Raw genomic sequence first — 20,079 nt, forward strand, 5'->3', positions numbered from 1 at the left:
CTCAGTCCCATTCCAGGCCGCCGCGCCGCCATACGTACGCGTAGGCGACGAAGACGGTGAGCACGAAGAGCAGCATCTCCACGAGCCCGAAGACACCCAGGGCGTCGAAGGTGACGGCCCAGGGGTAGAGGAAGACGATCTCGATGTCGAAGACGATGAAGAGCATCGCCGTCAGGTAGTACTTGATGGGGAAGCGCCCGCCGCCGGCCGGCGTGGGGGTCGGCTCGATACCGCACTCGTAGGCCTCGAGCTTGGCGCGGTTGTACCGCTTCGGCCCGATCAGCGTGGCCATGACCACGGAGAAGATCGCAAAGCCTGCCCCGAGGGCTCCCAGTACGAGGATGGGCGCATACGCGTTCACCGCTCCTCGCTCCTCTCAGTCGGCACTGACTGCTGGCGATGGCATCGGACTCACATCCGCCTCATGTGCCCCACGAACCCCGCTCGTCCCGGCGAAGATCGCGAACATGTGAAGCAGGTCACAAGCCCAACTGCCTCGCATCTTATGCCTGCCGCTCTGTGATCTGCGACACGGGGTATTGCACAAGCTTTGTGATCTCCACCACCTGACGAAGGATCATGAAGTCATATCAGCGGTGATCTTCGTACTCGAAGCGTCAGAGTGATCACAAGAAGTGACATTTGCGCTCGTCACCGCAGGCCGCACGGGGCGTCTCCATATCAAGAGGCTTCCCTTGCATGCAAATTGGCGATGGACGCGGGGGCTTGATAGGGGAGCGCGTTCACACATCGGGGGGAGTCCGGGGCGGGATGTGGACGCGTGCACGCGTTCACGAGCGGAACGAAGTCGATCTACGCGCGTGACGCGGCCCCACCGGTGACCGTTCCGTGACCTCCGCCACATCGATGAGAGACCTCTGAGAACCGGGCTTGGCCAACGATCCCAACCGATGGTAGGCGGAGGGCAATTCGGACGTAACAGCGAAAGGCCATGATCACAGGCCCGATCGCCCGTGTCCACAATGTCCGTTACGGCGTCAATAAAGAGTGGCGCGAAGGGTGTTCGGGGGCTCCATTGAACAAATGTGGCGCAGCACACGTTTCTTGAAGGTATGGAGGAGCCCCTGATACCGGTTGGACTCATGTCCCACACCGCTCACATACGCAGCCACCGGAAACCCCGCCGCAGCGCGTCGACGATCGCGATGCGGGCCGGAGTCGCCAGTGGTGTCCTCGGCACGCTGGCCGTCGCCACGGCGGCCGGTTCGGCCAACGCCGCCGAGCCGGTGACCCAGACGCTCGAACTGCCCGTCTTCACGGGCGACCTGGCCGCCCAGGTGGCGCAGTCCGCGCAGGCCACGCAGCAGGCCGCCGCGAACTACCAGCTCGATGCCGAGCGTGACGCGGCCGCCGAGGCGGCCGCAAAGGAGGCCAAGAAGGACCTCGCGGCCGCCAAGAAGGCCGAGGCGAAGAAGAAGGCGGAGGAGGCCCGCAAGGCCGCCGCGGAGGCCGCCTCCCGTTCCGCGGGACGTTCCACCCTCTCCACGTCCACCACGACCGTCTCCGCGCCCGCCAGCGGCAGCGTGGCCACGGTCATCGCCTTCCTCAAGGCTCAGGTGGGCGACGCATACGTCATGGGCGGCACCGGCCCCAACGCGTGGGACTGCTCGGGCCTGGTCCAGGCCGCCTTCAAGCAGGTCGGCGTCGACCTGCCGCGCGTCTCGCAGGACCAGTCGACGGTCGGCACCGACGTCTCCCTGTCCAACCTCCAGGTCGGCGACATCCTCTACTGGGGTGCCAAGGGTTCCGCCTACCATGTGGGCGTCTACATCGGGAACGGCCAGTACCTGGACGCGGCCAACCCCTCCAAGGGCGTCGTCATCCAGGACCTGTCCGGATACCCGGCGTCGGGTGCGGTGCGCGTCCTCTGAGACACGCCGCCACAGCACTCACGCACGCGTAAGGGCCGCAGCCGCTCGGGGGCAGCGGCCCTTCGCGCTGCCCCCGCGTCCGCGACCGCGGCCGGAGGGAGGTCCCTCGGTCAGGCCTTCGGGGCCACCTTGCTCAGGCCGTTGATGATGCGGTCCATCGCGTCGCCGCCCGTGGGGTCGGTGAGGTTGGCCAGCATCTTCAGCGTGAACTTCATCAGCATCGGGTGGGTCAGGCCGCGCTGCGTCGCGATCTTCATGACCTTCGGGTTGCCGATGAGCTTCACGAAGGCACGGCCCAGGGTGTAGTAGCCGCCGTAGGTGTCGGCGAGGATCCGCGGGTAGCGCTGGAGGGCGAGTTCGCGCTGGGCGGGGGTGGCGCGGGCGTGGGCCTGGACGATGACGTCGGCGGCGATCTGCCCGGACTCCATGGCGTAGGCGATGCCCTCGCCGTTGAAGGGGTTGACCAGACCGCCGGCGTCGCCGACCAGCAACAGGCCCTTGGTGTAGTGGGGCTTGCGGTTGAAGGCCATGGGGAGGGCCGCGCCGCGGATCGGGCCGGTCATGTTTTCGGGGGTGTAGCCCCAGTCCTCCGGCATGGACGCGCACCATGCCTTGAGGACCTCGCGCCAGTCGAGCTCCTTGAAGGAGTCGGAGGTGTTGAGCACGCCCAGGCCCACGTTGCTCGTCCCGTCGCCCATGCCGAAGATCCAGCCGTAGCCGGGCAGGAGACGGTCCTCACCGGGGCCGCGGCGGTCCCACAGCTCCAGCCAGGACTCCAGGTAGTCGTCTTCGTGGCGCGGGGAGGTGAAGTAGGTGCGGACCGCGACGCCCATCGGACGGTCCTCGCGGCGGTGCAGGCCCATCGCCAGCGACAGCCGGCTGGAGTTGCCGTCGGCGGCCACCACCAGCGGGGCGCGGAAGGTGACTTCGCGCTTCTCCTCGCCCAGCTTGGCGTGCACGCCGGTGATGCGGCCGGTGCGGTCGTCGACGACCGGGGCGCCGACGTTGCAGCGCTCGTAGAGGCGGGCGCCCGCCTTCTGGGCCTGGCGGGCGAGTTGCTCGTCGAAGTCGTCGCGCTTGCGGACCAGGCCGTAGTCGGGGAAGGAGGCGAGATCCGGCCAGTCCAGCTGGAGCCGCACTCCGCCGCCGATGATCCGCAGCCCCTTGTTGCGCAGCCAGCCGGCTTCCTCGGAGATGTCGATGCCCATGGCCACGAGCTGCTTGGTGGCGCGCGGGGTGAGGCCGTCGCCGCAGACCTTCTCGCGCGGGAACTCGGTCTTCTCCAGCAGGAGTACGTCGAGTCCGGCCTTCGCGAGGTAGTACGCGGTCGTGGAGCCGGCCGGCCCCGCGCCGACGACGATGACGTCGGCGGTGTTCTCGGAGAACGACTCGGAGGCGGACTCGGAGTGGGGCTCGGTCTCGACGGTCACGGCGGGATCTCCCCAAGTTCGGAATCTACGTGCCGACCGGCACTGGACATGGGCAGTCTATGCAGCACAATTGATCACCCGGCTGAAGGGCTGCCCCGTGAACCGAGCTCTCCCCGTAGTACGGCTGCGCGTCCCCACGGACGAGGACGCGGTCGCCTGGCACCGGGTCTTCGACCACCCGGACGTCATGGAGTTCCACGGCGGGAGGTCCGCCGAACTCTCCGCCTACGAGGAGCTCACCGCCCGCCAGCGCCGGCACGACGCCGAGCACGGCTTCTGTCTGTGGACGATGCTCGACCAGGACGACAGGGTCGTCGGGTTCACGGGCGCGCAGCCGTGGCCCGCGGAGTGGGGGCCCAGGGGCGAGATCGAGATCGGCTGGCGGCTGGGGCGGGAGTACTGGGGGCAGGGGTACGTCACCGCGGCCGCGCAGATGACGCTGGAGCGGGTGCGGGCGGCCGGCGTGCCCGAGGTGGTGGCCATGGTCGACGCGCGCAACGCACGGTCCATCGCCGTCACCCGGCGCCTGGGCATGCGGCTCGCGGAGGTCTTCACGACCCCGGAGTCGAAGCGCCAGGGGCACTGCTACCGGCTCGGCCTCGAACCACGATGACACCCCACCACCCCGCAGCCGGTGACGCTGAGTAGCGAAAAGTCGCGGAAAGCCACTCAGCGCTTCCGGATGGCACACCCGTGCGGTTACCCTTCCAGTACCGCTGGGGGTGACATCTGTGCTCGTACCACCCAAAACACCCGAAGTGCGCGTGCCGCGGTTCGTCGGTCTGATGGCCATGGACGCGCGCGATGCGGCCGCGGCGCACGGTGTGCTGCTGGCCGCTCCGGACCGGCCCGACTTCCACCGAGCCGTGGTCGACTACGTCGTACGGCAGTACCCGCCGCCCGGGGTGGAGGTGCCGCGCGGGGCCGTCGTCACCGTGTGGTTCGACTTCGCCGAGGGCGAGGGCGGCGGAGGCGCCGGCGTACGGGAGCCGCGCGTGCCGAAACCGGGCGGAGGCGGGCTGCAGCGCGAGCTGGACCAGGCCCGGGATCCCTTCGAGACACTCAGCCGATGAGCCCCGCACCGAGTGCCCCGGCCCGCGGCGTCGGCCCTCCTCGCAGGGCCCCCGGCGTCGGCCCTCCTCCTGGGGCCCGCGGCGTCAGCTCTCCTTGAAGCCCCGGTGCAGGGTCACCACGCCGCCGGTGAGGTTGCGCCAGGCGACCTTGGACCAGCCGGCCTTGCGCAGCCGCTCGGCCAGCGCGGGCTGGTCGGGCCAGGCGCGGATGGACTCGGCGAGATAGACGTACGCGTCCGGGTTCGAGGAGACCGCGCGGGCCACCGGGGGCAGGGCGCGCATCAGGTACTCGGTGTAGACCGTGCGGAAGGGCGCCCAGGTCGGGTGCGAGAACTCGCAGATCACCACTCGGCCGCCGGGCCGGGTCACCCGGTACATCTCGCGCAGGGCCGCGTCGGTGTCCTGGACGTTGCGCAGGCCGAAGGAGATCGTGACGGCGTCGAAGGTGTCGTCCTTGAAGGGCAGCCGCGTCGCGTCCCCGGCCGTGAACGGCAGCCAGGTGTGCTTCTTCTTGCCGACCTGCAGCATCCCGAGGGAGAAGTCGCAGGGGACGACGTACGCGCCGGTCCGCGCGAAGGGGAGGGAGGAGGTGGCCGTGCCCGCCGCGAGGTCCAGGACCTTCTGCGCCGGGCGCGCGTCGACGGCCTTCGCGACCTCCTTGCGCCACCTCCGGTCCTGGCCGAGCGACAGCACGTCGTTCGTCAGGTCGTACCGTTCCGCCACGCGGTCGAACATCGAGGCGACTTCATGGGGCTGCTTGTTCAGGGAAGCGCGGGTCACGCCGCCATTGTTGCAGCCCGCCCGGACGGGACCGCGGCTCACCCTCAGGGAAGCAGCCGCGGCTTCTTCTTCGCCGCCACGTCCTCCACCCACCCGCACAGCAGGACGAAGACCGCGATCAGCACCCACGCCACCCCGAACATGAACCACTGGCTCTCCAGCGGCAGGTACGTCTCGAAGGCGGGCACGTTCCAGAACTGGTCGATCAGGGGGACGGCCAGCACGAGCGCGATCTGGTGCCAGAGATAGATCGTGACCGCGCGCGCGTTGAAGACGGTGACGAGGCGGTCGGCCCGGGGGAAGCGGGTGAGCCGGGCGAAGTCGATCCGGAAGTGCGCCTTCGCCCACATCAGCAGCATCACGCAGCCGGCCGACCAGTAGGCCTGCGCGAGCGGGTTCTCGTCCAGGTCGTAGGTGCCGAAGTCGGCCTGGTGCGCGAAGGCGTACCAGCCGCCGAAGCCGATCGCCGCGAGACAGAGCCCGACGACGGCGGCCGGCTTCATCCGCTCCAGGACGCCGTCGCGGTGCGCGAAGCCGGCCATCCAGCAGAACAGGTACGTCGACAGGTCCCACAGCAGGGTGCCGAGCCGGTTGTCCGGGCCCGACCAGACGAAGTTCAGCACCAGGATCGGTGTGAGGGACAGCGCGAGGACCGGCAGCGGGGCGAGGCGGAACAGGCGCAGCAGCAGCGGGGAGAGCAGGACGAACCAGAGGTAGGTACGCAGGTACCAGAGGATCTCCCAGGCCTGCTCGCCCCAGGCATTGCCCGGGGGGTCGCCCAGCGGGACGATCCAGTAGACGATCTGCCAGTTCGGCATCCAGTCGTGGATCAGCATCGCCAGGACGACGAAGACGCCCCAGAACCAGAACGGGGGCAGGAGACGGCGGAACCGGCTCTTCACCACCTTCAGCGGCGGACGCTCCAGGGACTTCGCCATGAGGGTGCCGGCCAGGCCGAACATGATCCCCATGGAGGGGAAGACCATGCCGGCCCAGGCCCAGCCGAAGGTGTGGTAGGTGACGACCCTGATGAGGGCCAGGGCTCTGAGGGTGTCGAAGTAGCGGTCCCGCCGGGGGCCGCGGGGCCGGGGCGGAGACGGGGGTTCCGCTTCGGCGGCCGCCCCGGCCGGGGCCTCCGGCTGCGGTTCCGGCTCCAGCACCGGCAGCGGCGCCGTCTCCTCGACGGCGACACGCTGCCCGTACTCTCCGTACTCGCCGTACCCCACGTACTCCTGCGGATACGGGTACGGCTGCTGCGCGTACTGCTGCTGCCCGTACTCCTGGCCGTACCCGTGGTCGTGACTCCGGGGGTGGGGCGGCTGGTGACCGTACCCGTACCCGTACCCCTGCTGCTGCTCCCAGCTCATCCGCTCACCCCCGCCGGGGTGCCGACCTCGCCGGTGCGCTTCAGCTTCTGCCAGCGGAGGCGGCCGCCGGTGAGTGCGGTGATGCAGGAGTGGATGAGGACGAGGTACATCATCTGGCGGTAGGCCAGCTGCTGCAGCGGCATCATCAGCAGGTACCGGTACTTCTCACGGTCCAGCCGGAACGCGTACGCCGCGCAGCCGAGCTGGACGCCCAGGACGGCGAGCCAGGCCAGCAGGGCCGCCTGGAAGTCGATGAAGATCATCGAGTAGACCGTGAACACGTCGATCAGCGGGGCGAAGACCGGCGTGACGATCTGGAACAGGACGACCAGCGGCATGCCAACCCGGCCGAAGCGGCCGGAGGGCCCCTTGTCGGTGAGGGACTTGCGGTGCTTCCACAGCGCCTGCATGGTGCCGTAGGACCAGCGGTAGCGCTGGGACCACAGCTGCTTGAGCGAGCCCGGCGCCTCCGTCCAGGCCTTGGCGTGCTCCTGGTAGACGACCTGCCGGCCCGCGCGGTGCATGGCGATGGTGATGTCGGTGTCCTCGGCGAGGGTGTCCTCGCTCATCCCGCCGACCTCCAGCACGGCGTCGCGGCGGAACGCGCCGATCGCGCCGGGGATGGTCGGCATGCAGCGCAGCAGGTCGTACATGCGGCGGTCGAGGTTGAAGCCCATCACGTACTCGATGTGCTGCCAGGCGCCGATGACCGTGTCGCGGTTGCCGACCTTGGCGTTGCCGGCGACCGCGCCGACCTTCGGGTCGGCGAAGGGCTGCACCAGGTGGTGCACGGCGTCCGGCTCGAAGACGGTGTCGCCGTCCATCATGATGACGATGTCGTAACTGGCGTTGCGGACACCGTTGTTGAGCGCGGCCGGCTTGCCCGCGTTCTCCTGCCGGATGACCCGGACGTTGTGCATGCCGAGCTTGTCGGCCGCGGCGCGCGCGATCTCGGACGTGCCGTCCGTCGAGCCGTCGTCGACCACGATGATCTCGATCGGGTGGGTGCTCTGCGCCAGCGACTCCAGCGTGTTGGCGATGCACTCCTTCTCGTTGTACGCCGGGACGATCACGCTCACCGGCCGGGTGACCGTCGGCCCCCAGCTGAAGCGGCGTTTGTTGCGCTGCCGGTAGTGGCGGCGGGCGAGGAGGAGCATCATCCCGAAGCGGCCCATGACCGCCACGCCCACGATCATGAGCCCCACCGACAGCGCCGGGACCGTCCACTCGGCCAGCGCGACCGCCGCGATGAGCGCCTTGCCCTCGTAGAGGGTCATGCCGCCGGCCTCGCGGTGGGCCGCCTGGAGGGGGCTGCGCGCCGCGTCGGCGCCCGTGCCGGTGTTCCCGCCGGCGCCGTAGCCCGCACCGTCCGGAACGCCCCCGGACTGCCCGCCGGTCCCGGCGGTGCCCGCACCGGAGGTACCGGCCGCCTGCTGCTGTCCCGCCACGGCCCCCGCACCGGAAGCCTGCCGGCCGGCCGTGTTCTGCCCGCCGCCGTTCTGCTCCTGCAGCACGCCGCTGATGGTGGTGAAGGAGTACCCCTTCGCCTTCATCTTCCTGATGTACGTCGGCAGCGCCGCGATGGTCTGCGACCGCTCGCCGCCCGCGTCGTGGAAGAGCACCGAGGCGCCCTCGCCGTCCTCCGGCGTGGCCCACTTGATGATCTTCGAGACGCCCGGCTTCTTCCAGTCGTCGCTGTCGGTGTCGATGAAGACGCTGGTGTAGCCGTCCTCGCCGAGCGCCTTGTAGACGGGCCAGCTGTAGTTGTCGATGGCGTCCGTCTCGGAGGAGTACGGGGCGCGGAAGAGCGTGGTCGTGATGCCGGCCGCGCCGGCGAGGGCGAGCTGGGTCTGCTGCATCTCACGGTTGACGCGGGCGTCGCTCTGGTAGGAGAGGTCGACGTGGGTGAACGTGTGGATGCCCACCTCGTTCCCCTGGTCGACCATGTCCTTCACGATGTCCGGGTAGCGGGAGACCATCGAGCCCACGACGAAGAACGTGCCGGGTACGTCGTACTCCTCGAGGATCTGGAGGACCTGCGGTGTCCAGGTCGGGTTCGGGCCGTCGTCGAAGGTGAGCGCGATCGTCTTGTCCGGGACGGAGACCGTCGTCGCCTGGCCGCCCCGGAAGGTGAGGATCGGGCCGCCGTCGAGGACGTCGTCGGGGACCTTGCTGGAGCTGGCGCCGGTGCGCACGCGCTGGTCGCCGCCGACCTCGGCGCGCAGATAGCCGTCGAGCAGCATCACGCTGGTCAGCGCGAGCAGGAGCAGCAGGGCGAGGATGACACGCGGTTTCTGCAGTGCCGCGGCCTTGCCCGCCGCCCGCTTCATGCGGGTGGGGGCGCGGCGGCGCCCGCGGGAGGGAGTCGTCGTCGTCATGGCGGTGGTGGCGGTCCCGTCAGTTGGCGGAGGCGGAGGCGGACGGGGAGGCGGTGCCCGTCGGCAGCGACGAGGGGGCCGTGCCGCCGGGCGCGCCGACCTCGTAGCCGATGCCCCCGTTCGGGCGGATGCCGCCCCCGGGTCCCTGACCGTTCTGGCCGTCACCGCCGAACGGCAGCAGCGAGGACGGCGTGAGGGACGTGCCCCAGCCCATGAAGGCGGCGCCGAGAACGGCCGCGTAGGCGAGGCAGCCCACGCCGAGGAGGATGCCGACCCGGCGCAGCAGCTTGGACCTGCGTCCGGAGTTGTCCACGAACACGGGCCCGTCGGCGGCGTTGCTGCCACGTTTGCGACGGCGACCGCGAACGGCGTCACGGCGATCGACGGCAGACTCGGAAGACTCGGAATGCATTCCCCGGATATTAGGGAGTCTTTATGTGTCAGAAACCCGGGAATTCATGTGAGAGACCCATGAGAAAGCTCTTAACCTGTCTCTTTCCTGAGAGTGTCCGGGAAAGCCTGCGCGGGTCGTGCCCCGCGGGCCAGGGTTGAATGCCCCCATTGAAGGGGTGATTGTCCGTTTTTGCCGTGGCGTGTCCGTGGCTGCCCTGTGCGTTCACTGTTCGAAATTTGTACGTCGCCGTGTGAGACATTTTCACTTGGAATACGTACTCAGATTTTCCCTGAGACAGAAATCACGAGAGCGGGTGCATGTGCGATGAGGAGTTTCCTGAAGCCGATGGCCGGGCTCAGTTGCCTGTTTGCCCTGGCCACGGCGGGGTGCTCCGCAGGGTCCGACGGCAGTACGGCCGCAGCACCCGAGTCGCCCCGGCCGGGCTCGGCGTCCCCCTCCGCGACGGCCTCACAGGCGGCGTCCGCCGGCACCTCCTACGCGCCATACGTCAGCGCGACGGAGGCCTCCGACAACGATTCCGCGGGCTCGCCGGCGGCGTACAACCTGGCGTTCGTCATCTCCGACGGCAGCGGCTGCACGCCGGAGTGGAACGGGACGGAGGCCGTCGGCGACTCGGCGGTGACGTCGCGCATCTCGGCGCTGACGGAGTCGGGAGCCACGGTCCGCGTCTCCTTCGGCGGAGCCTCCGGCAAGGAGCTGGCGTCGACCTGTGACAGCGCGTCGGCGCTGGCGGAGGCGTACGGCGAGGCCCTCGACGCGGCGGGCTCCACCCAGGCCGACTTCGACATCGAGGGCGACGAGCTGACCGACGCGGACTCGGTCGCCCTGCGCTCGGAGGCGATCGGGCTGCTCCAGGAGGAACGGCCCGGCCTGGAGGTCTCCTTCACCCTCCCGGTGATGCCGTCCGGCCTGGACGAGGACGGCCTCGCCCTGCTGGCGTCCGCGAACAAGTTCGACGTCCAGGTCTCCACGGTCAACCTGATGACGATGAACTACGGCGAGTCGTACACCGGCGACATGGGCGCGTACGCGATCACCTCGGCGAAGGCCGCGCAGGCCCAGTTGAAGGAGGTGTTCGGCACGACGGACGCGACCGCGTGGGGGGCGATGGCGCTCACCTCGATGATCGGGACGAACGACGTCGACGACGAGACGTTCGGCCTCGCCGACGCGGCGCAGGTGCGGGCGTTCGCCGAGGAGAAGGGCGTGGCGTGGGTGTCGATGTGGGCGACGTTCCGGGACCAGCAGTGCGAGGACGGGACGGACACGGACGACCCGCTCACCAACTGCAGTGGGGTGGAACAGAGTTCGGGGGAGTTCGCGGAGGCGTTCTCGGGTTAGGGCCTGGGCGCCGCCGGTACGGCGCTGCTCAGCGCCGCCGGTACACCAGCCTGCCCTCGACCACCGTGGCCACACAGCTGGACGCGCCCGCCGCCGGGAGGTCCGCCTCGTCCGCGACGTCGAACACGGCGAACCGGGCGGCGGAGCCGTGCTCCCTCGGGGACGCGAACTCCACCGGCAGGCCGGAGGCGTACGGGTCCAGCGAGGGCACCCCGGCGGGGCGCCCGATCCGGCCCACGACCCCCAGGCCGGAGCGGTGCACGGCGTCCCGCACGGCCCGGTTGCGCAGTTCCTCGCAGGCGGCGGCGACCGTGCCGTGGGCCAGCATGCGCTGCACCCCGCGCCGGGCGCTGGCACCCCAGCGGGCGTCGTCCATGGCGAGGGCGGCGAGCGCCTCCCCGGTCAGCGGTGCGGTGCCGAGCTCCGCCGCCTCGCGCGGATCGGGGTGGTACGCCTCCTGAAGCAGCTCGGTGCCGTGCAGGTTGATCAGCCCGGGGGTGAGGATGCCGGGCCACCGGCGCACCCGCGCCCGCGGCCGTTCGGCGGCCAGTTCCTCCAGCGGGCCCGCCGCGGCGATCCAGGCGCCGTCGACGACGAGCGCCCGCCCACGGGAGTCGGCGTGAATCGTCAGCAAGGCGGCCCTAGTTGGAAGCGAGCAGCTTCAGCTCGGGGTGGGCGGTGCCGCCCTCGATCGCGGTGGAGGAGATGTGGGACATGACCCGCTCGTCGACGGGGTCGTTCGCCGGGTCGTCGTGGACGACGAGGTGCTCGTACGTGGTCGAGCGCTGGGCGGGGACACGGCCCGCCTTGCGGATCAGGTCGATGATCTCCAGCCGGTTGGAGCGGTGCCTGGCGCCGGCCGAGGAGACGACGTTCTCCTCCAGCATGATCGAGCCGAGGTCGTCCGCGCCGTAGTGCAGGGAGAGTTGGCCGACCTCCTTGCCCGTGGTGAGCCAGGAGCCCTGGATGTGCTGGATGTTGTCCATGAAGAGCCGCGCGATGGCGATCATCCGCAGGTACTCGAAGAGCGTGGCCTGCGTACGGCCCTTCAGGTGGTTGTTCTCGGGCTGGTAGGTGTACGGGATGAAGGCGCGGAAGCCGCCCGTCCGGTCCTGTACGTCACGGATCATCCGCAGGTGCTCGATGCGCTCGGCGTTGGTCTCGCCGGTGCCCATGAGCATGGTCGACGTCGACTCGACGCCCAGCCGGTGCGCGGTCTCCATGATCTCCAGCCAGCGCTCACCGGACTCCTTGAGGGGCGCGATGGCCTTGCGCGGGCGGGCGGGGAGCAGTTCGGCGCCCGCGCCGGCGAAGGAGTCCAGGCCGGCCGCGTGGATCCGGGTGATGGCCTCCTCGACGGAGACGCCGGAGATCCGCGCCATGTGCTCGACCTCGGACGCGCCCAGCGAGTGGATCACCAGCTGCGGGAACGCCTCCTTGATGGCGGAGAAGTGCTTCTCGTAGTACTCGACGCCGTAGTCCGGGTGGTGCCCGCCCTGGAACATGATCTGGGTGCCGCCCAGTTCGACGGTCTCGGCGCAGCGGCGCAGGATGTCGTCCAGGTCGCGGGTCCAGCCCTTGTCCTTGTCCTTGGGGGCCGCGTAGAAGGCGCAGAACTTGCACGCCGTGACGCACACGTTCGTGTAGTTGATGTTCCGCTCGATGATGTACGTCGCGATGTGCTCGGTGCCGGCGTACTTGCGGCGGCGTACGGCGTCGGCGGCGGCGCCCAGCGCGTGCAGGGGCGCGTCGCGGTAGAGGTCGAGCGCCTCCTCCGGAGTGATCCGCCCACCGGCGGCGGCGCGGTCGAGGACGGACTGAAGGTCGGCCTTCTCGGTCACCGGGAGCGTCCCTTTCGTCAAGGGTTGTGGACGGACCAAGCCAGCCTACGCCAGCGTTTTCCCGGGGCTCACCTCAGGCCGCGTACGCGCCGATCAGCAGCCCGGTGAAGGCTCCCGTGAGCATGAACGGCCCGAACGCGATCGCCGTCCGGCGCCCGGCCCGTCCCATGACGACCAGTGCGCCGCCGTACAGCGCGCCGAGCAGGAACGCGGTCAGGGTGCCCAGCATGACGGTGGGCCAGCCGTACCAGCCGAGGACCGCGCCCGTGCCGAGGGCCAGCTTCACGTCGCCGAAGGCGAGGCCGGCCGGGTTGACCAGGTGCAGGACCAGATGGCCGCCGCCGAGGACGAGCGAACCCAGCAGGGCCGTCGTCCAGCTCCCGGCGTGCTCGGGCAGCAGCGCGACCGGGCCGAGGAGAGCGAGGGCGGCGGCCGCGAGGGGAAGGGTGAGCGGGTCGGGCAGCCGCTGCACGCGCAGGTCGACGACGGCCAGCAGCACTCCGAGGGGCGCCAGCAGCAGCCAGACGGCCAGCTCGGGCCGGGGCCCGGTGGCGGCGGCGAGGGCGGCGCAGAGGAGGGCGGTGACGACGGGAAGGAGGAGTGCGCCGGGGGAGTACGACGAGGTGGCCGGCGCCGGGGAGAGCGGGCCTGCGGCCACGGGCGGGGGGAGGGGGTCGGCGCACGACACCGCTCCGGGCCCGGGCAGGTGACCGGCGGCCGCCGCACCGGGGACACCGGCGCACGGCCCGCACCGCCCCCACCCGAGCCACCCGCGCACCGGGTGCCCGGCCGGACAGGCGTCCCGCCAGCCGCGGTCGGCCTCCTCCGCGGGCACGGAGAACCGGTAGGCGGCCCTGGGCAGCAGCGCCCCGGCCAGCACGCCCCACACGGCGGCGAGGGCGGACAGCGTGAGGTCACTGGGCGGTGTGCTCATCACCGGAGATGGTAGGAGACAGGAGGCCCGCCCACCGGCCCACCCGCCCGCCGTCCGCGGCCCGTTCCCGGCTCCGGCCTACCGCGTCCGGGCCGCACGGCTCTTCCCCCTGCCCTTCTTGCGCAGCCTCCTCAGCCGGGCCTGCCGCTCGGCCCGGCGGGCCTCCGTCCGCGCGCGGCGCCTCCGGTACCGGAGCCGGGCGGCCACCCCGACCGTCACCGCGTACATCACGAACAGGCCGCCCGTGCCCGGGATGTACGCGCAGAGCGCGGAACCCGACGAGCAGCCGCGGCCGGGCAGCGCGCCGAGGACGAGGAGCGCCGGTCCGAAGGACAGCGCCCGGCAGACCGATCCGGCGACCGCGTACGCCCGGCGGCCGCGGGACCGGTCCGGCGCGGCGCACCACCCGCCCCCGGCCCACCCGGCCACCGACAGCAGCCCGAGGACGGCGCCGGCCGTCCAGCCGCCGCCGGGCAGGTCCGTCAGCGCGGGCGCGGCGGCCCGTGCGAGGCGTTTCAGCGTTCCGAGCGCGAGCACGACGCCGGCGAGGACCGCCGCGCCGAAGAGGACGGCCGCCGCGATCCGCAGGCCGTCCCGTGCCGTGAAGGGTTCCCCGCCGCCCATCGGCCGCCCGCCTACCGCACCTTGGACAGGCGCGCCGTCGGGTTCCCCTCCGCGCTGCTGTCCGAGGTGTACGTCAGATCGTCGCCGGTCGGGGTGAACCGGATCGTGTGGGGCTGCGGGTTGCAGCCGGCGTGGTTGCCGGGAGCGCCCTTCGAGTCGGCGACGACCTCCTTCTCCGTCACCTTCTTCAGCGTCAGCACATCGACACAGACCCCGCCGAGCACATCGGTCTGCCGCAGTTCGCCCAGCGCCTCGCCCACGGCGGCCTGTTCGAGGGTCACCCGGAAGGTGCCCATGGGGAGGGTGCCGCCGAGGCCGCTGCCCTCGCCCTCCCAGGTGCCGACGTAGCGCGCCGGGAGCGCGGTGGACGCGTCGCCGTCGACGGCGCTCGACGCGGCCGTCGGTGTCGGGGGGCGGGCGCCGCTCGCGGTGCCGGAGTTCTCGTCGCCGCCGCCCGGCAGGAGGTCGAACACGAAGACCGACCCGACCGTCACCGCGGCCAGCGCGCCCGCGACCGCCAGCGCGACGGTGCAGCTCAGCCGCCGCCCGCGGCCGCCCTCCCCCCGCGTGGCGGCGGCCGACACGGTGACGGCCATCTTCCCGGGACGTCCGGCGCCCGTGGCGTCCGGCACGGCGTCCCGCGGCGCGGGCACGCCCGCCAGGGCCGCCGGGCCCGCGTCCATCACCGGCGGCGGCCCGAACTCCCCCACGGACGACGGCTCTCCCGTCCCCACCGACGCGCTGCTGAACCCGACGGGGCCGGACGCGACGGCCTCCGCCCCGGCCCCCGCCGCCTCCAGGTTCAGCAGCTGTACGGCGCTGCGCCCGACCTGTTCCACCAGCGCGCCCGGCAGCCAGCCGCCCGCCACCAGCCGCGCCGCCCCTTCCGGAGCGAGCCGCCGGGCCACCTCGCCGGGGGCCGGCCGGGCCGACGGGTCCTTGGCCAGGCAGGCCTCGACGACCTCGCGCAGCTCTCCCGTGCCCAACGCGCCGAGCGCCGGCTCCTCGTGCACGACCTTGTAGAGCAGCGCGGCCGACGAGTCGCCGGGGAAGGGCGGCCGTCCGGTCGCCGCGTAGGCCAGCACCGCGCCGAGGGAGAAGACGTCGGCCGCGCCGGACACGCCCTTGCCGAGGATCTGCTCGGGGGCCATGTAGCCGGGCGAGCCGACGGAGACACCGGTCGAGGTGAGCGAGGCCGTGCCGTCCGTGGCGCGGGCGATGCCGAAGTCGATGAGCAGCGGGCCGTCGACCGTGAGCAGCACGTTGGAGGGCTTCACGTCCCGGTGCACCAGGCCCAGTTCGTGCACGGCCGCCAGGGCCTCCGCGAGCCCCGCCCCCAGCACGCGCACGGTGTGCTCGGGCAGCGGCCCCTCGGCGGAGGCGACGGCCGCGGCGAGCGACGGGCCGGCCGCGTACGCCGTCGCCACCCAGGGCACCGTGGCCTCGCAGTCGGCGTCCAGCACCGGCGCGGTCCACGCCCCGCCGACCCGGCGCGCGGCCTCGACCTCGCGCCGGAAGCGGGCGCGGAACTCCTCGTCGAGCGCGAGGTGCGGGTGCACGATCTTCACGGCGACCGTGCGGCCTCCGGCACTGCGGCCCAGGTAGACCCGGCCCATCCCGCCGGCGCCGAGCCGGCCGAGCAGCCGGTAGGGCCCGACGGCACCGGGTTCGTCGGCTCCGAGCGGCTGCATGACGTTCCCCTCTCCCCCGCGTCCGCACGGGATCGTACGAGCGAAGCGTCGCCGCACTCCGACGACCCCCGAGGCAATGCTGGCACCGATCCCGGCGAACGGGCGCCGCCGGGGTGGACGGAGCGGACGCGAGGACGTCCAGGGCCTGTTGCGCAGGGGGCGTCGTCGTGCGCGGGGCGGCCGCGCGGCGTCGTGGGACCCCTCCCCGCGGGGCGGCCGTGCCGCATCGTGAGGGCCCTCCCGCGCGGGCGGAGCCCAGCGGGGGGGGGAGGGAGCGTGCTCCCTGCATGCGTGCCGGGGCCGCGCGGCGGGCGCCGCCTCCGCGGCGGGCCGCCTTCGCGGCGGGCCGCCCCGGGAAGAAGCCCGCGGGCAGGCCCCCGGAAGGCCCCGGGCGGGCCGGACGCCGGCCGGCCGGCCGAGAGGGTGGCTCAGGGCTGGAGGAGCTCCACCCGTACGTCGGCCGGGAAGCCGGTCGTCGGGCCGACCCGGCGGGCGAACTCCGCGACCGCGCTGAGCTGAGGTGCCCCGAAGCGGAAGTCGAGGGTGGTGAAGTACCGCTCCAGCACCCGCTCGTCGAACGCCTCCCAGCGGGCCGCCTGCTCGGCGACCTTGGCGACCTCCTCCAGGGAGAGGTTGCGGGAGGCGAGGAAGGCCTGGTGGACCTCACGGGTGATGACCGGCTGCCGTTCCAGGTAGTCCCGGCGGGCCGCCCAGACCGCGAAGACGAACGGCAGCCCGGTCCACTCCTTCCAGAGCGCGCCCAGGTCGTGCACCTGAAGCCCGAAGCGCGGTCCGTCGAGCAGGTTGGCCCGCAGCGCCGCGTCGCCGATGAGCACGGCCGCCTCCGCCTCCTGCATCATCAGGCTGAGGTCGGGCGGGCAGGTGTAGTAGTCGGGCCGCACGCCGAAACGGTCCGCCAGCAGCAGCTGGGCCAGGCGTACGGAGGTGCGCGAGGTGGACCCGAGGGCGACGCGGGCGCCGTCCAGCTCCTCCAGCGGGACCTTCGAGACGATCACGCAGGACATGACCGGGCCGTCGCAGCCGACCGCGATGTCGGGGAAGGCCACCAGGTCGTCGGCGTTCCTGAGGAACTCGACCAGGGTGACGGGCCCGATGTCGAGGTCTCCCCGCACCAGCTGCTCGCTGAGCTTCTCCGGGGTGTCCTTGGTGAGCTCGAAGTCGAGGAGCGTGCCCGTTCTCGCGAGCCCCCAGTACAGGGGCAGGCAGTTCAGGAACTGGATGTGGCCGACGCGCGGCCGGGTGCGAGAATTGTCCACATCGCGAGACTAGACCCGGTGGAGTACGCTTCGAACTCCGACCCCCGGGTCAACCCCTTCACCGGATGTTCAAACATCCGGGTGACGTGATCTTGACCTCTATTGCTTTCGGCTGCCCGCGTGCTAGGCTCGCCGCAAGTTGCAGTTTGGTTTCCCTTGCAGTACAGAGCCTGCGGAGCATGTAACCGCGGGCTCTTGACATTTTCAGACGTATGCATTGTGCGGCACTGCTTTCACACTTGCAGGTTCTGGAGCAGGGCAACCCTTTGGGCCCAAGGAGGGCTTATGGCTACCGGAACCGTGAAGTGGTTCAACGCCGAAAAGGGCTTTGGCTTCATCGCCCAGGAAGGCGGCGGCCCCGACGTCTTCGTCCACTACTCCGCGATCAACGCCACGGGTTTCCGTTCCCTCGAGGAGAACCAGCAGGTCTCCTTCGATGTGACGCAGGGCCCGAAGGGTCCGCAGGCGGAGAACGTCACCCCCGTGTGACGGTCTCCCCCCTGTGATCGCAGTCTGAAAGCAGTACCCAAGGAGCCCCGCGCCGTCCCGGCACGGGGCTCCTGCCTTTCCCCGGACCCGGCCCCCGCTTTCCCGGTGAATTCTCCGTGAATTGCCGTCGTCTCAGACGTGCTGCATCACCAGCACGAAGCTCGTGCCGGCCTCCAGCGCCTCGTACGCGTGCGGCACGTCGCCCCGGTAGGTCAGGTAGTCCCCCGGCTCCAGCTCGACCGGCTCCCCCACGGGCCCCGCCTTCACCCGCCCCGTGCTCACGATCAGATGCTCGACCGTGCCCGGGATGTGCGGCTCCGACACGCGGGCGGCGCCCGGCTCGGCCCGCAGGTGGTAGATGTCCCGGCGGGCGCCCGGCGGACTGGCCGACAGCAGCGTCGCCACGTACGGCGCCTGCTCCGAGGCGACGGTGGGCCCCTCCCCCGCCCGGATCACCCGCACGGCGGGCACCGGCGGTTCGACCAGCGCGCTGAACGGCACCCCCAGGGCCACGCCCAGCGCCCAGATCGTCTCCATGCTCGGATTGCCGCTCGCCGCCTCCAGCTGGGAGAGCGTGGACTTCGCGATGCCGGCCCGCTTGGCCAGCTCGGAGAGGGACAGCCCGGCGCGGGTGCGCTCACGCCGCAGGGAGGCGGCGATCCAGTCCAGGGGCAGACGGGAGGGCGGGGGCGCGGCGTCGGACATGTCGTTCGCTCCATCGGTACGTTCGTTCGCCTTGACGAACAAGGGCCGTTCTGTTCATTGTAGAAAACATGCGTTCGCTTCACCGAACACCTCGTCCGGCGCCTGCCCCGGCGGGCACCCTTGGGCCACTTGTCCGCGACAGCTCACTCGTCTGGGTGGCAAGCGGGGTGATCGGCGTCTCCTTCGGCGCGATCTCCGTGGCCGGCGGACTGCCCGTCTGGGTGCCGGTGGTGATGTCCCTGACGGTCTACGCGGGCTCGTCCCAGTTCAGCGCCGTCGGCGTGCTGCTGGCCGGCGGCGGACCGCTCGCCGCGGCGGCCACCGGCCTGCTCCTCAACACCCGTACGGCCGCGTTCAGCCTCGCGGTCGCCGGCCTCCTCGGCCCCGGCCGCGCGGCCCGGCTGCTGGGCGCCCATCTGGTGACCGACGAAACGGTCGCCTTCGCCCTGGCCCAGCCGGATCCGGCACGCCGTCGTACCGCCTTCTGGGTCTTCGGCCTCGGCCTGTTCGCCGTGTGGAACGCGGGTGTGGTCACCGGCGCGCTCGCCGGAACCGCCCTCGGCGACCCGGCCGCGTACGGCCTCGACGCCGCCTTCCCCGCCGTACTCGTCGCCCTGGTGCTGCCCGCCCTCCGCAAGGACGCGCGGCTGCGCCGTCCCGCCGCCCTCGGCGCGCTCCTCGCCCTGGCGGCCACCCCGTTCGCACCGGCCGGGGTCCCGGTCCTGCTCGCCCTCGCCGGGCTCCTGCTGCACGGCCGTACGGAGGCCGCCCGATGAGTGCCACGGTCGTGCTGATCCTGACGCTGGCGGTGGGCACGTACGCCTTCCGGCTGGTCGGCCCGGCGCTGCACGGACGGGTCGAACTCCCCGCCCGTGTCCAGGAGCTGCTCTCGGCGGGCGCGGTCGTCCTGCTCGTCTCCCTGCTGGCCACCGGTGCGCTGACCGAGGGCGGGGGCTTCGCCGGGTGGGCGCGTCCGGCCGGGGTGCTGGTGGGGGCGGTACTGGCGTGGAGGCGGGCGCCCTTCGCGGTGGTGGTGCTGGGGGCGGCGGCCACGGCGGGGGTGCTGCGGGCGGTGGGCGTGGCGTAGCGACGGCCCCGGGTGTCAGTGGGGGCGGTCAGGGTCCGCGCCCATGACCACCTCCGACGTCCTCGCCGCCACCCGCACCTTCTACGACGCCATCGCCGAGGACTACGCCGAGCGCTACCGTGACGAGCTCGCGGCGAAGCCGCTGGAGCGGGCGGTCCTCACCGCGTACGCCGAGTTGGTCGGCGCCGGGGGCCGGGTGGCCGACCTCGGGTGCGGGCCCGGCCGGGTCACGGGGTTCCTCGCCTCGCTCGGGCTGGAGATGTCCGGCCTCGACCTGTCGGAGTCGTTCCTGGCGATCGCGCGGCGGGAGAACCCGGGGATCCGCTTCGAGCAGGGCTCGATGCTGGAGCTCGGCTCTCCCGACGGCGGTCTGTCGGGGGTCGTCTCCTGGTACTCCTCCATCCACACCCCTGTGGACGAGCTGCCGGCGCTCTTCGCGGAGTTCCACCGCGTGCTGGCCCCCGGCGGCCCTCTCCTCCTGGGCTTCCAGGTCGGTGACGAGCCCCGCCGGCTGGACCGCCCCTGGGGCCACCGGGTCACCCTCGACTTCGAACGCCGCCGCCCGGAGCGGATGACCGAACTGCTGACGGCGGCCGGCTTCACCCCGCTGTCCCGCACCGTGCGGGAGGCGGAACCCGCGCTCGGCGAGTCGACCCCGCACGCGTTCCTGATCATGCGGAAGCGCTGACCGCAGCTGACCGTTGCCGGATGCGCTGCGTGCGCTGACCGCGAGCCGTGTCGGCGGGGTGGCTGCG

The 20,079-nt window shown here is 71.6% G+C and carries 21 protein-coding genes; 8 read left to right on the forward strand and 13 right to left on the reverse strand.

The features are described from left to right. Position 1: 1 nt before the first annotated feature. Complete coding sequence (locus ACFY2L_RS17940) at positions 2-361, reverse strand: NADH-quinone oxidoreductase subunit A (protein ID WP_007383963.1); 360 nt, start codon at positions 359-361, stop codon at positions 2-4. 712 nt (positions 362-1,073) lie between these two features. On the opposite strand from ACFY2L_RS17940, the gene ACFY2L_RS17945 reads away from it, so the two are divergent. Then, on the forward strand, positions 1,074-1,892 hold the full coding sequence (locus ACFY2L_RS17945; protein ID WP_390658030.1) for a C40 family peptidase: 819 nt from the start codon (positions 1,074-1,076) through the stop codon (positions 1,890-1,892). 110 nt (positions 1,893-2,002) lie between these two features. Here the strand turns inward: ACFY2L_RS17945 and ACFY2L_RS17950 are convergent, their stop codons facing one another. Further along, positions 2,003-3,322: a geranylgeranyl reductase family protein gene (locus ACFY2L_RS17950; RefSeq protein ID WP_390658029.1), complete on the reverse strand. Its 1,320-nt coding sequence runs from the start codon at positions 3,320-3,322 to the stop codon at positions 2,003-2,005. A 97-nt stretch (positions 3,323-3,419) separates the two neighbouring features. Between ACFY2L_RS17950 and ACFY2L_RS17955 the strand changes: the two genes are divergently transcribed. Together ACFY2L_RS17955 and ACFY2L_RS17960 are read left to right on the forward strand one after the other, a co-directional pair. After that, positions 3,420-3,935 carry a GNAT family N-acetyltransferase gene (locus ACFY2L_RS17955; protein ID WP_390658028.1) on the forward strand — a complete coding sequence of 172 codons (516 nt, stop codon included), beginning with the start codon at positions 3,420-3,422 and terminating at the stop codon, positions 3,933-3,935. 145 nt (positions 3,936-4,080) lie between these two features. Then, the gene (locus ACFY2L_RS17960) at positions 4,081-4,395 is read left to right on the forward strand and encodes a PASTA domain-containing protein (protein WP_390658027.1); all 315 of its coding nucleotides are present in this window, start codon (positions 4,081-4,083) and stop codon (positions 4,393-4,395) included. A gap of 84 nt (positions 4,396-4,479) precedes the next feature. Here the strand turns inward: ACFY2L_RS17960 and ACFY2L_RS17965 are convergent, their stop codons facing one another. The 4 genes from ACFY2L_RS17965 to ACFY2L_RS17980 are packed head-to-tail and all read right to left on the reverse strand — an operon-like array spanning position 4,480 to position 9,233. Then, a complete protein-coding gene (locus ACFY2L_RS17965) occupies positions 4,480-5,175 on the reverse strand; it encodes a demethylmenaquinone methyltransferase (RefSeq protein ID WP_390658026.1) in 696 nt (231 codons plus the stop codon). A 44-nt stretch (positions 5,176-5,219) separates the two neighbouring features. Beyond that, positions 5,220-6,542, reverse strand: coding sequence for an acyltransferase (locus tag ACFY2L_RS17970; protein ID WP_390822753.1), 1,323 nt, complete (start codon positions 6,540-6,542; stop codon positions 5,220-5,222). Continuing rightward, positions 6,539-8,920, reverse strand: coding sequence for a bifunctional polysaccharide deacetylase/glycosyltransferase family 2 protein (locus tag ACFY2L_RS17975; protein ID WP_390658024.1), 2,382 nt, complete (start codon positions 8,918-8,920; stop codon positions 6,539-6,541). Before ACFY2L_RS17975 ends, ACFY2L_RS17970 begins: the two co-directional genes overlap by 4 nt. Positions 8,921-8,939: 19 nt before the next feature. After that, positions 8,940-9,233, reverse strand: coding sequence for a hypothetical protein (locus tag ACFY2L_RS17980; RefSeq protein WP_390658023.1), 294 nt, complete (start codon positions 9,231-9,233; stop codon positions 8,940-8,942). Between the two features lie 405 nt (positions 9,234-9,638). Between ACFY2L_RS17980 and ACFY2L_RS17985 the strand changes: the two genes are divergently transcribed. Then, positions 9,639-10,676 carry a chitinase gene (locus ACFY2L_RS17985; RefSeq protein WP_390658022.1) on the forward strand — a complete coding sequence of 346 codons (1,038 nt, stop codon included), beginning with the start codon at positions 9,639-9,641 and terminating at the stop codon, positions 10,674-10,676. Positions 10,677-10,704: 28 nt separating this feature from the next. Here the strand turns inward: ACFY2L_RS17985 and ACFY2L_RS17990 are convergent, their stop codons facing one another. The 6 genes from ACFY2L_RS17990 to ACFY2L_RS18015 all read right to left on the reverse strand — a co-directional run bounded on the left by ACFY2L_RS17990 (position 10,705) and on the right by ACFY2L_RS18015 (position 17,043). Beyond that, the gene (locus tag ACFY2L_RS17990; protein WP_390658021.1) at positions 10,705-11,310 is read right to left on the reverse strand and encodes a hypothetical protein; all 606 of its coding nucleotides are present in this window, start codon (positions 11,308-11,310) and stop codon (positions 10,705-10,707) included. 7 nt (positions 11,311-11,317) lie between these two features. Continuing rightward, positions 11,318-12,517: a cyclic dehypoxanthinyl futalosine synthase gene (gene mqnC / locus ACFY2L_RS17995; RefSeq protein ID WP_390658019.1), complete on the reverse strand. Its 1,200-nt coding sequence runs from the start codon at positions 12,515-12,517 to the stop codon at positions 11,318-11,320. Between the two features lie 73 nt (positions 12,518-12,590). Continuing rightward, the gene (locus tag ACFY2L_RS18000) at positions 12,591-13,451 is read right to left on the reverse strand and encodes a prepilin peptidase (protein WP_390822754.1); all 861 of its coding nucleotides are present in this window, start codon (positions 13,449-13,451) and stop codon (positions 12,591-12,593) included. A gap of 78 nt (positions 13,452-13,529) precedes the next feature. Next, positions 13,530-14,075: a hypothetical protein gene (locus ACFY2L_RS18005; RefSeq protein ID WP_390658017.1), complete on the reverse strand. Its 546-nt coding sequence runs from the start codon at positions 14,073-14,075 to the stop codon at positions 13,530-13,532. An 11-nt stretch (positions 14,076-14,086) separates the two neighbouring features. After that, a complete protein-coding gene (locus ACFY2L_RS18010) occupies positions 14,087-15,766 on the reverse strand; it encodes a serine/threonine-protein kinase (RefSeq protein WP_390822755.1) in 1,680 nt (559 codons plus the stop codon). A gap of 428 nt (positions 15,767-16,194) precedes the next feature. After that, the gene (locus ACFY2L_RS18015; protein ID WP_390658015.1) at positions 16,195-17,043 is read right to left on the reverse strand and encodes a menaquinone biosynthetic enzyme MqnA/MqnD family protein; all 849 of its coding nucleotides are present in this window, start codon (positions 17,041-17,043) and stop codon (positions 16,195-16,197) included. A 285-nt stretch (positions 17,044-17,328) separates the two neighbouring features. Here ACFY2L_RS18015 and ACFY2L_RS18020 point away from each other — a divergent pair, with 285 nt between their 5' ends. Then, positions 17,329-17,532 (forward strand): cold-shock protein, encoded by a 204-nt coding sequence (locus ACFY2L_RS18020; RefSeq protein ID WP_004984723.1) that lies wholly within the window; start codon positions 17,329-17,331, stop codon positions 17,530-17,532. 132 nt (positions 17,533-17,664) lie between these two features. Here ACFY2L_RS18020 and ACFY2L_RS18025 read toward each other — a convergent pair whose 3' ends face one another. Further along, positions 17,665-18,237 carry a helix-turn-helix domain-containing protein gene (locus tag ACFY2L_RS18025; protein ID WP_390822756.1) on the reverse strand — a complete coding sequence of 191 codons (573 nt, stop codon included), beginning with the start codon at positions 18,235-18,237 and terminating at the stop codon, positions 17,665-17,667. 68 nt (positions 18,238-18,305) lie between these two features. Here ACFY2L_RS18025 and ACFY2L_RS18030 point away from each other — a divergent pair, with 68 nt between their 5' ends. From ACFY2L_RS18030 to ACFY2L_RS18040, 3 genes are read left to right on the forward strand one after another with little or no spacing between them, the layout of a single operon-like run. Further along, positions 18,306-19,013 (forward strand): AzlC family ABC transporter permease, encoded by a 708-nt coding sequence (locus ACFY2L_RS18030; protein WP_390658013.1) that lies wholly within the window; start codon positions 18,306-18,308, stop codon positions 19,011-19,013. Next, positions 19,010-19,324, forward strand: coding sequence for an AzlD domain-containing protein (locus tag ACFY2L_RS18035; RefSeq protein WP_390658012.1), 315 nt, complete (start codon positions 19,010-19,012; stop codon positions 19,322-19,324). Before ACFY2L_RS18030 ends, ACFY2L_RS18035 begins: the two co-directional genes overlap by 4 nt. 43 nt (positions 19,325-19,367) lie before the next feature. Next, positions 19,368-20,012, forward strand: coding sequence for a class I SAM-dependent DNA methyltransferase (locus tag ACFY2L_RS18040; protein ID WP_390658011.1), 645 nt, complete (start codon positions 19,368-19,370; stop codon positions 20,010-20,012). Positions 20,013-20,079 lie beyond the last annotated feature (67 nt).

The organism is Streptomyces sp. NPDC001381 (assembly GCF_042895685.1).
GTDB lineage: Bacteria > Actinomycetota > Actinomycetes > Streptomycetales > Streptomycetaceae > Streptomyces.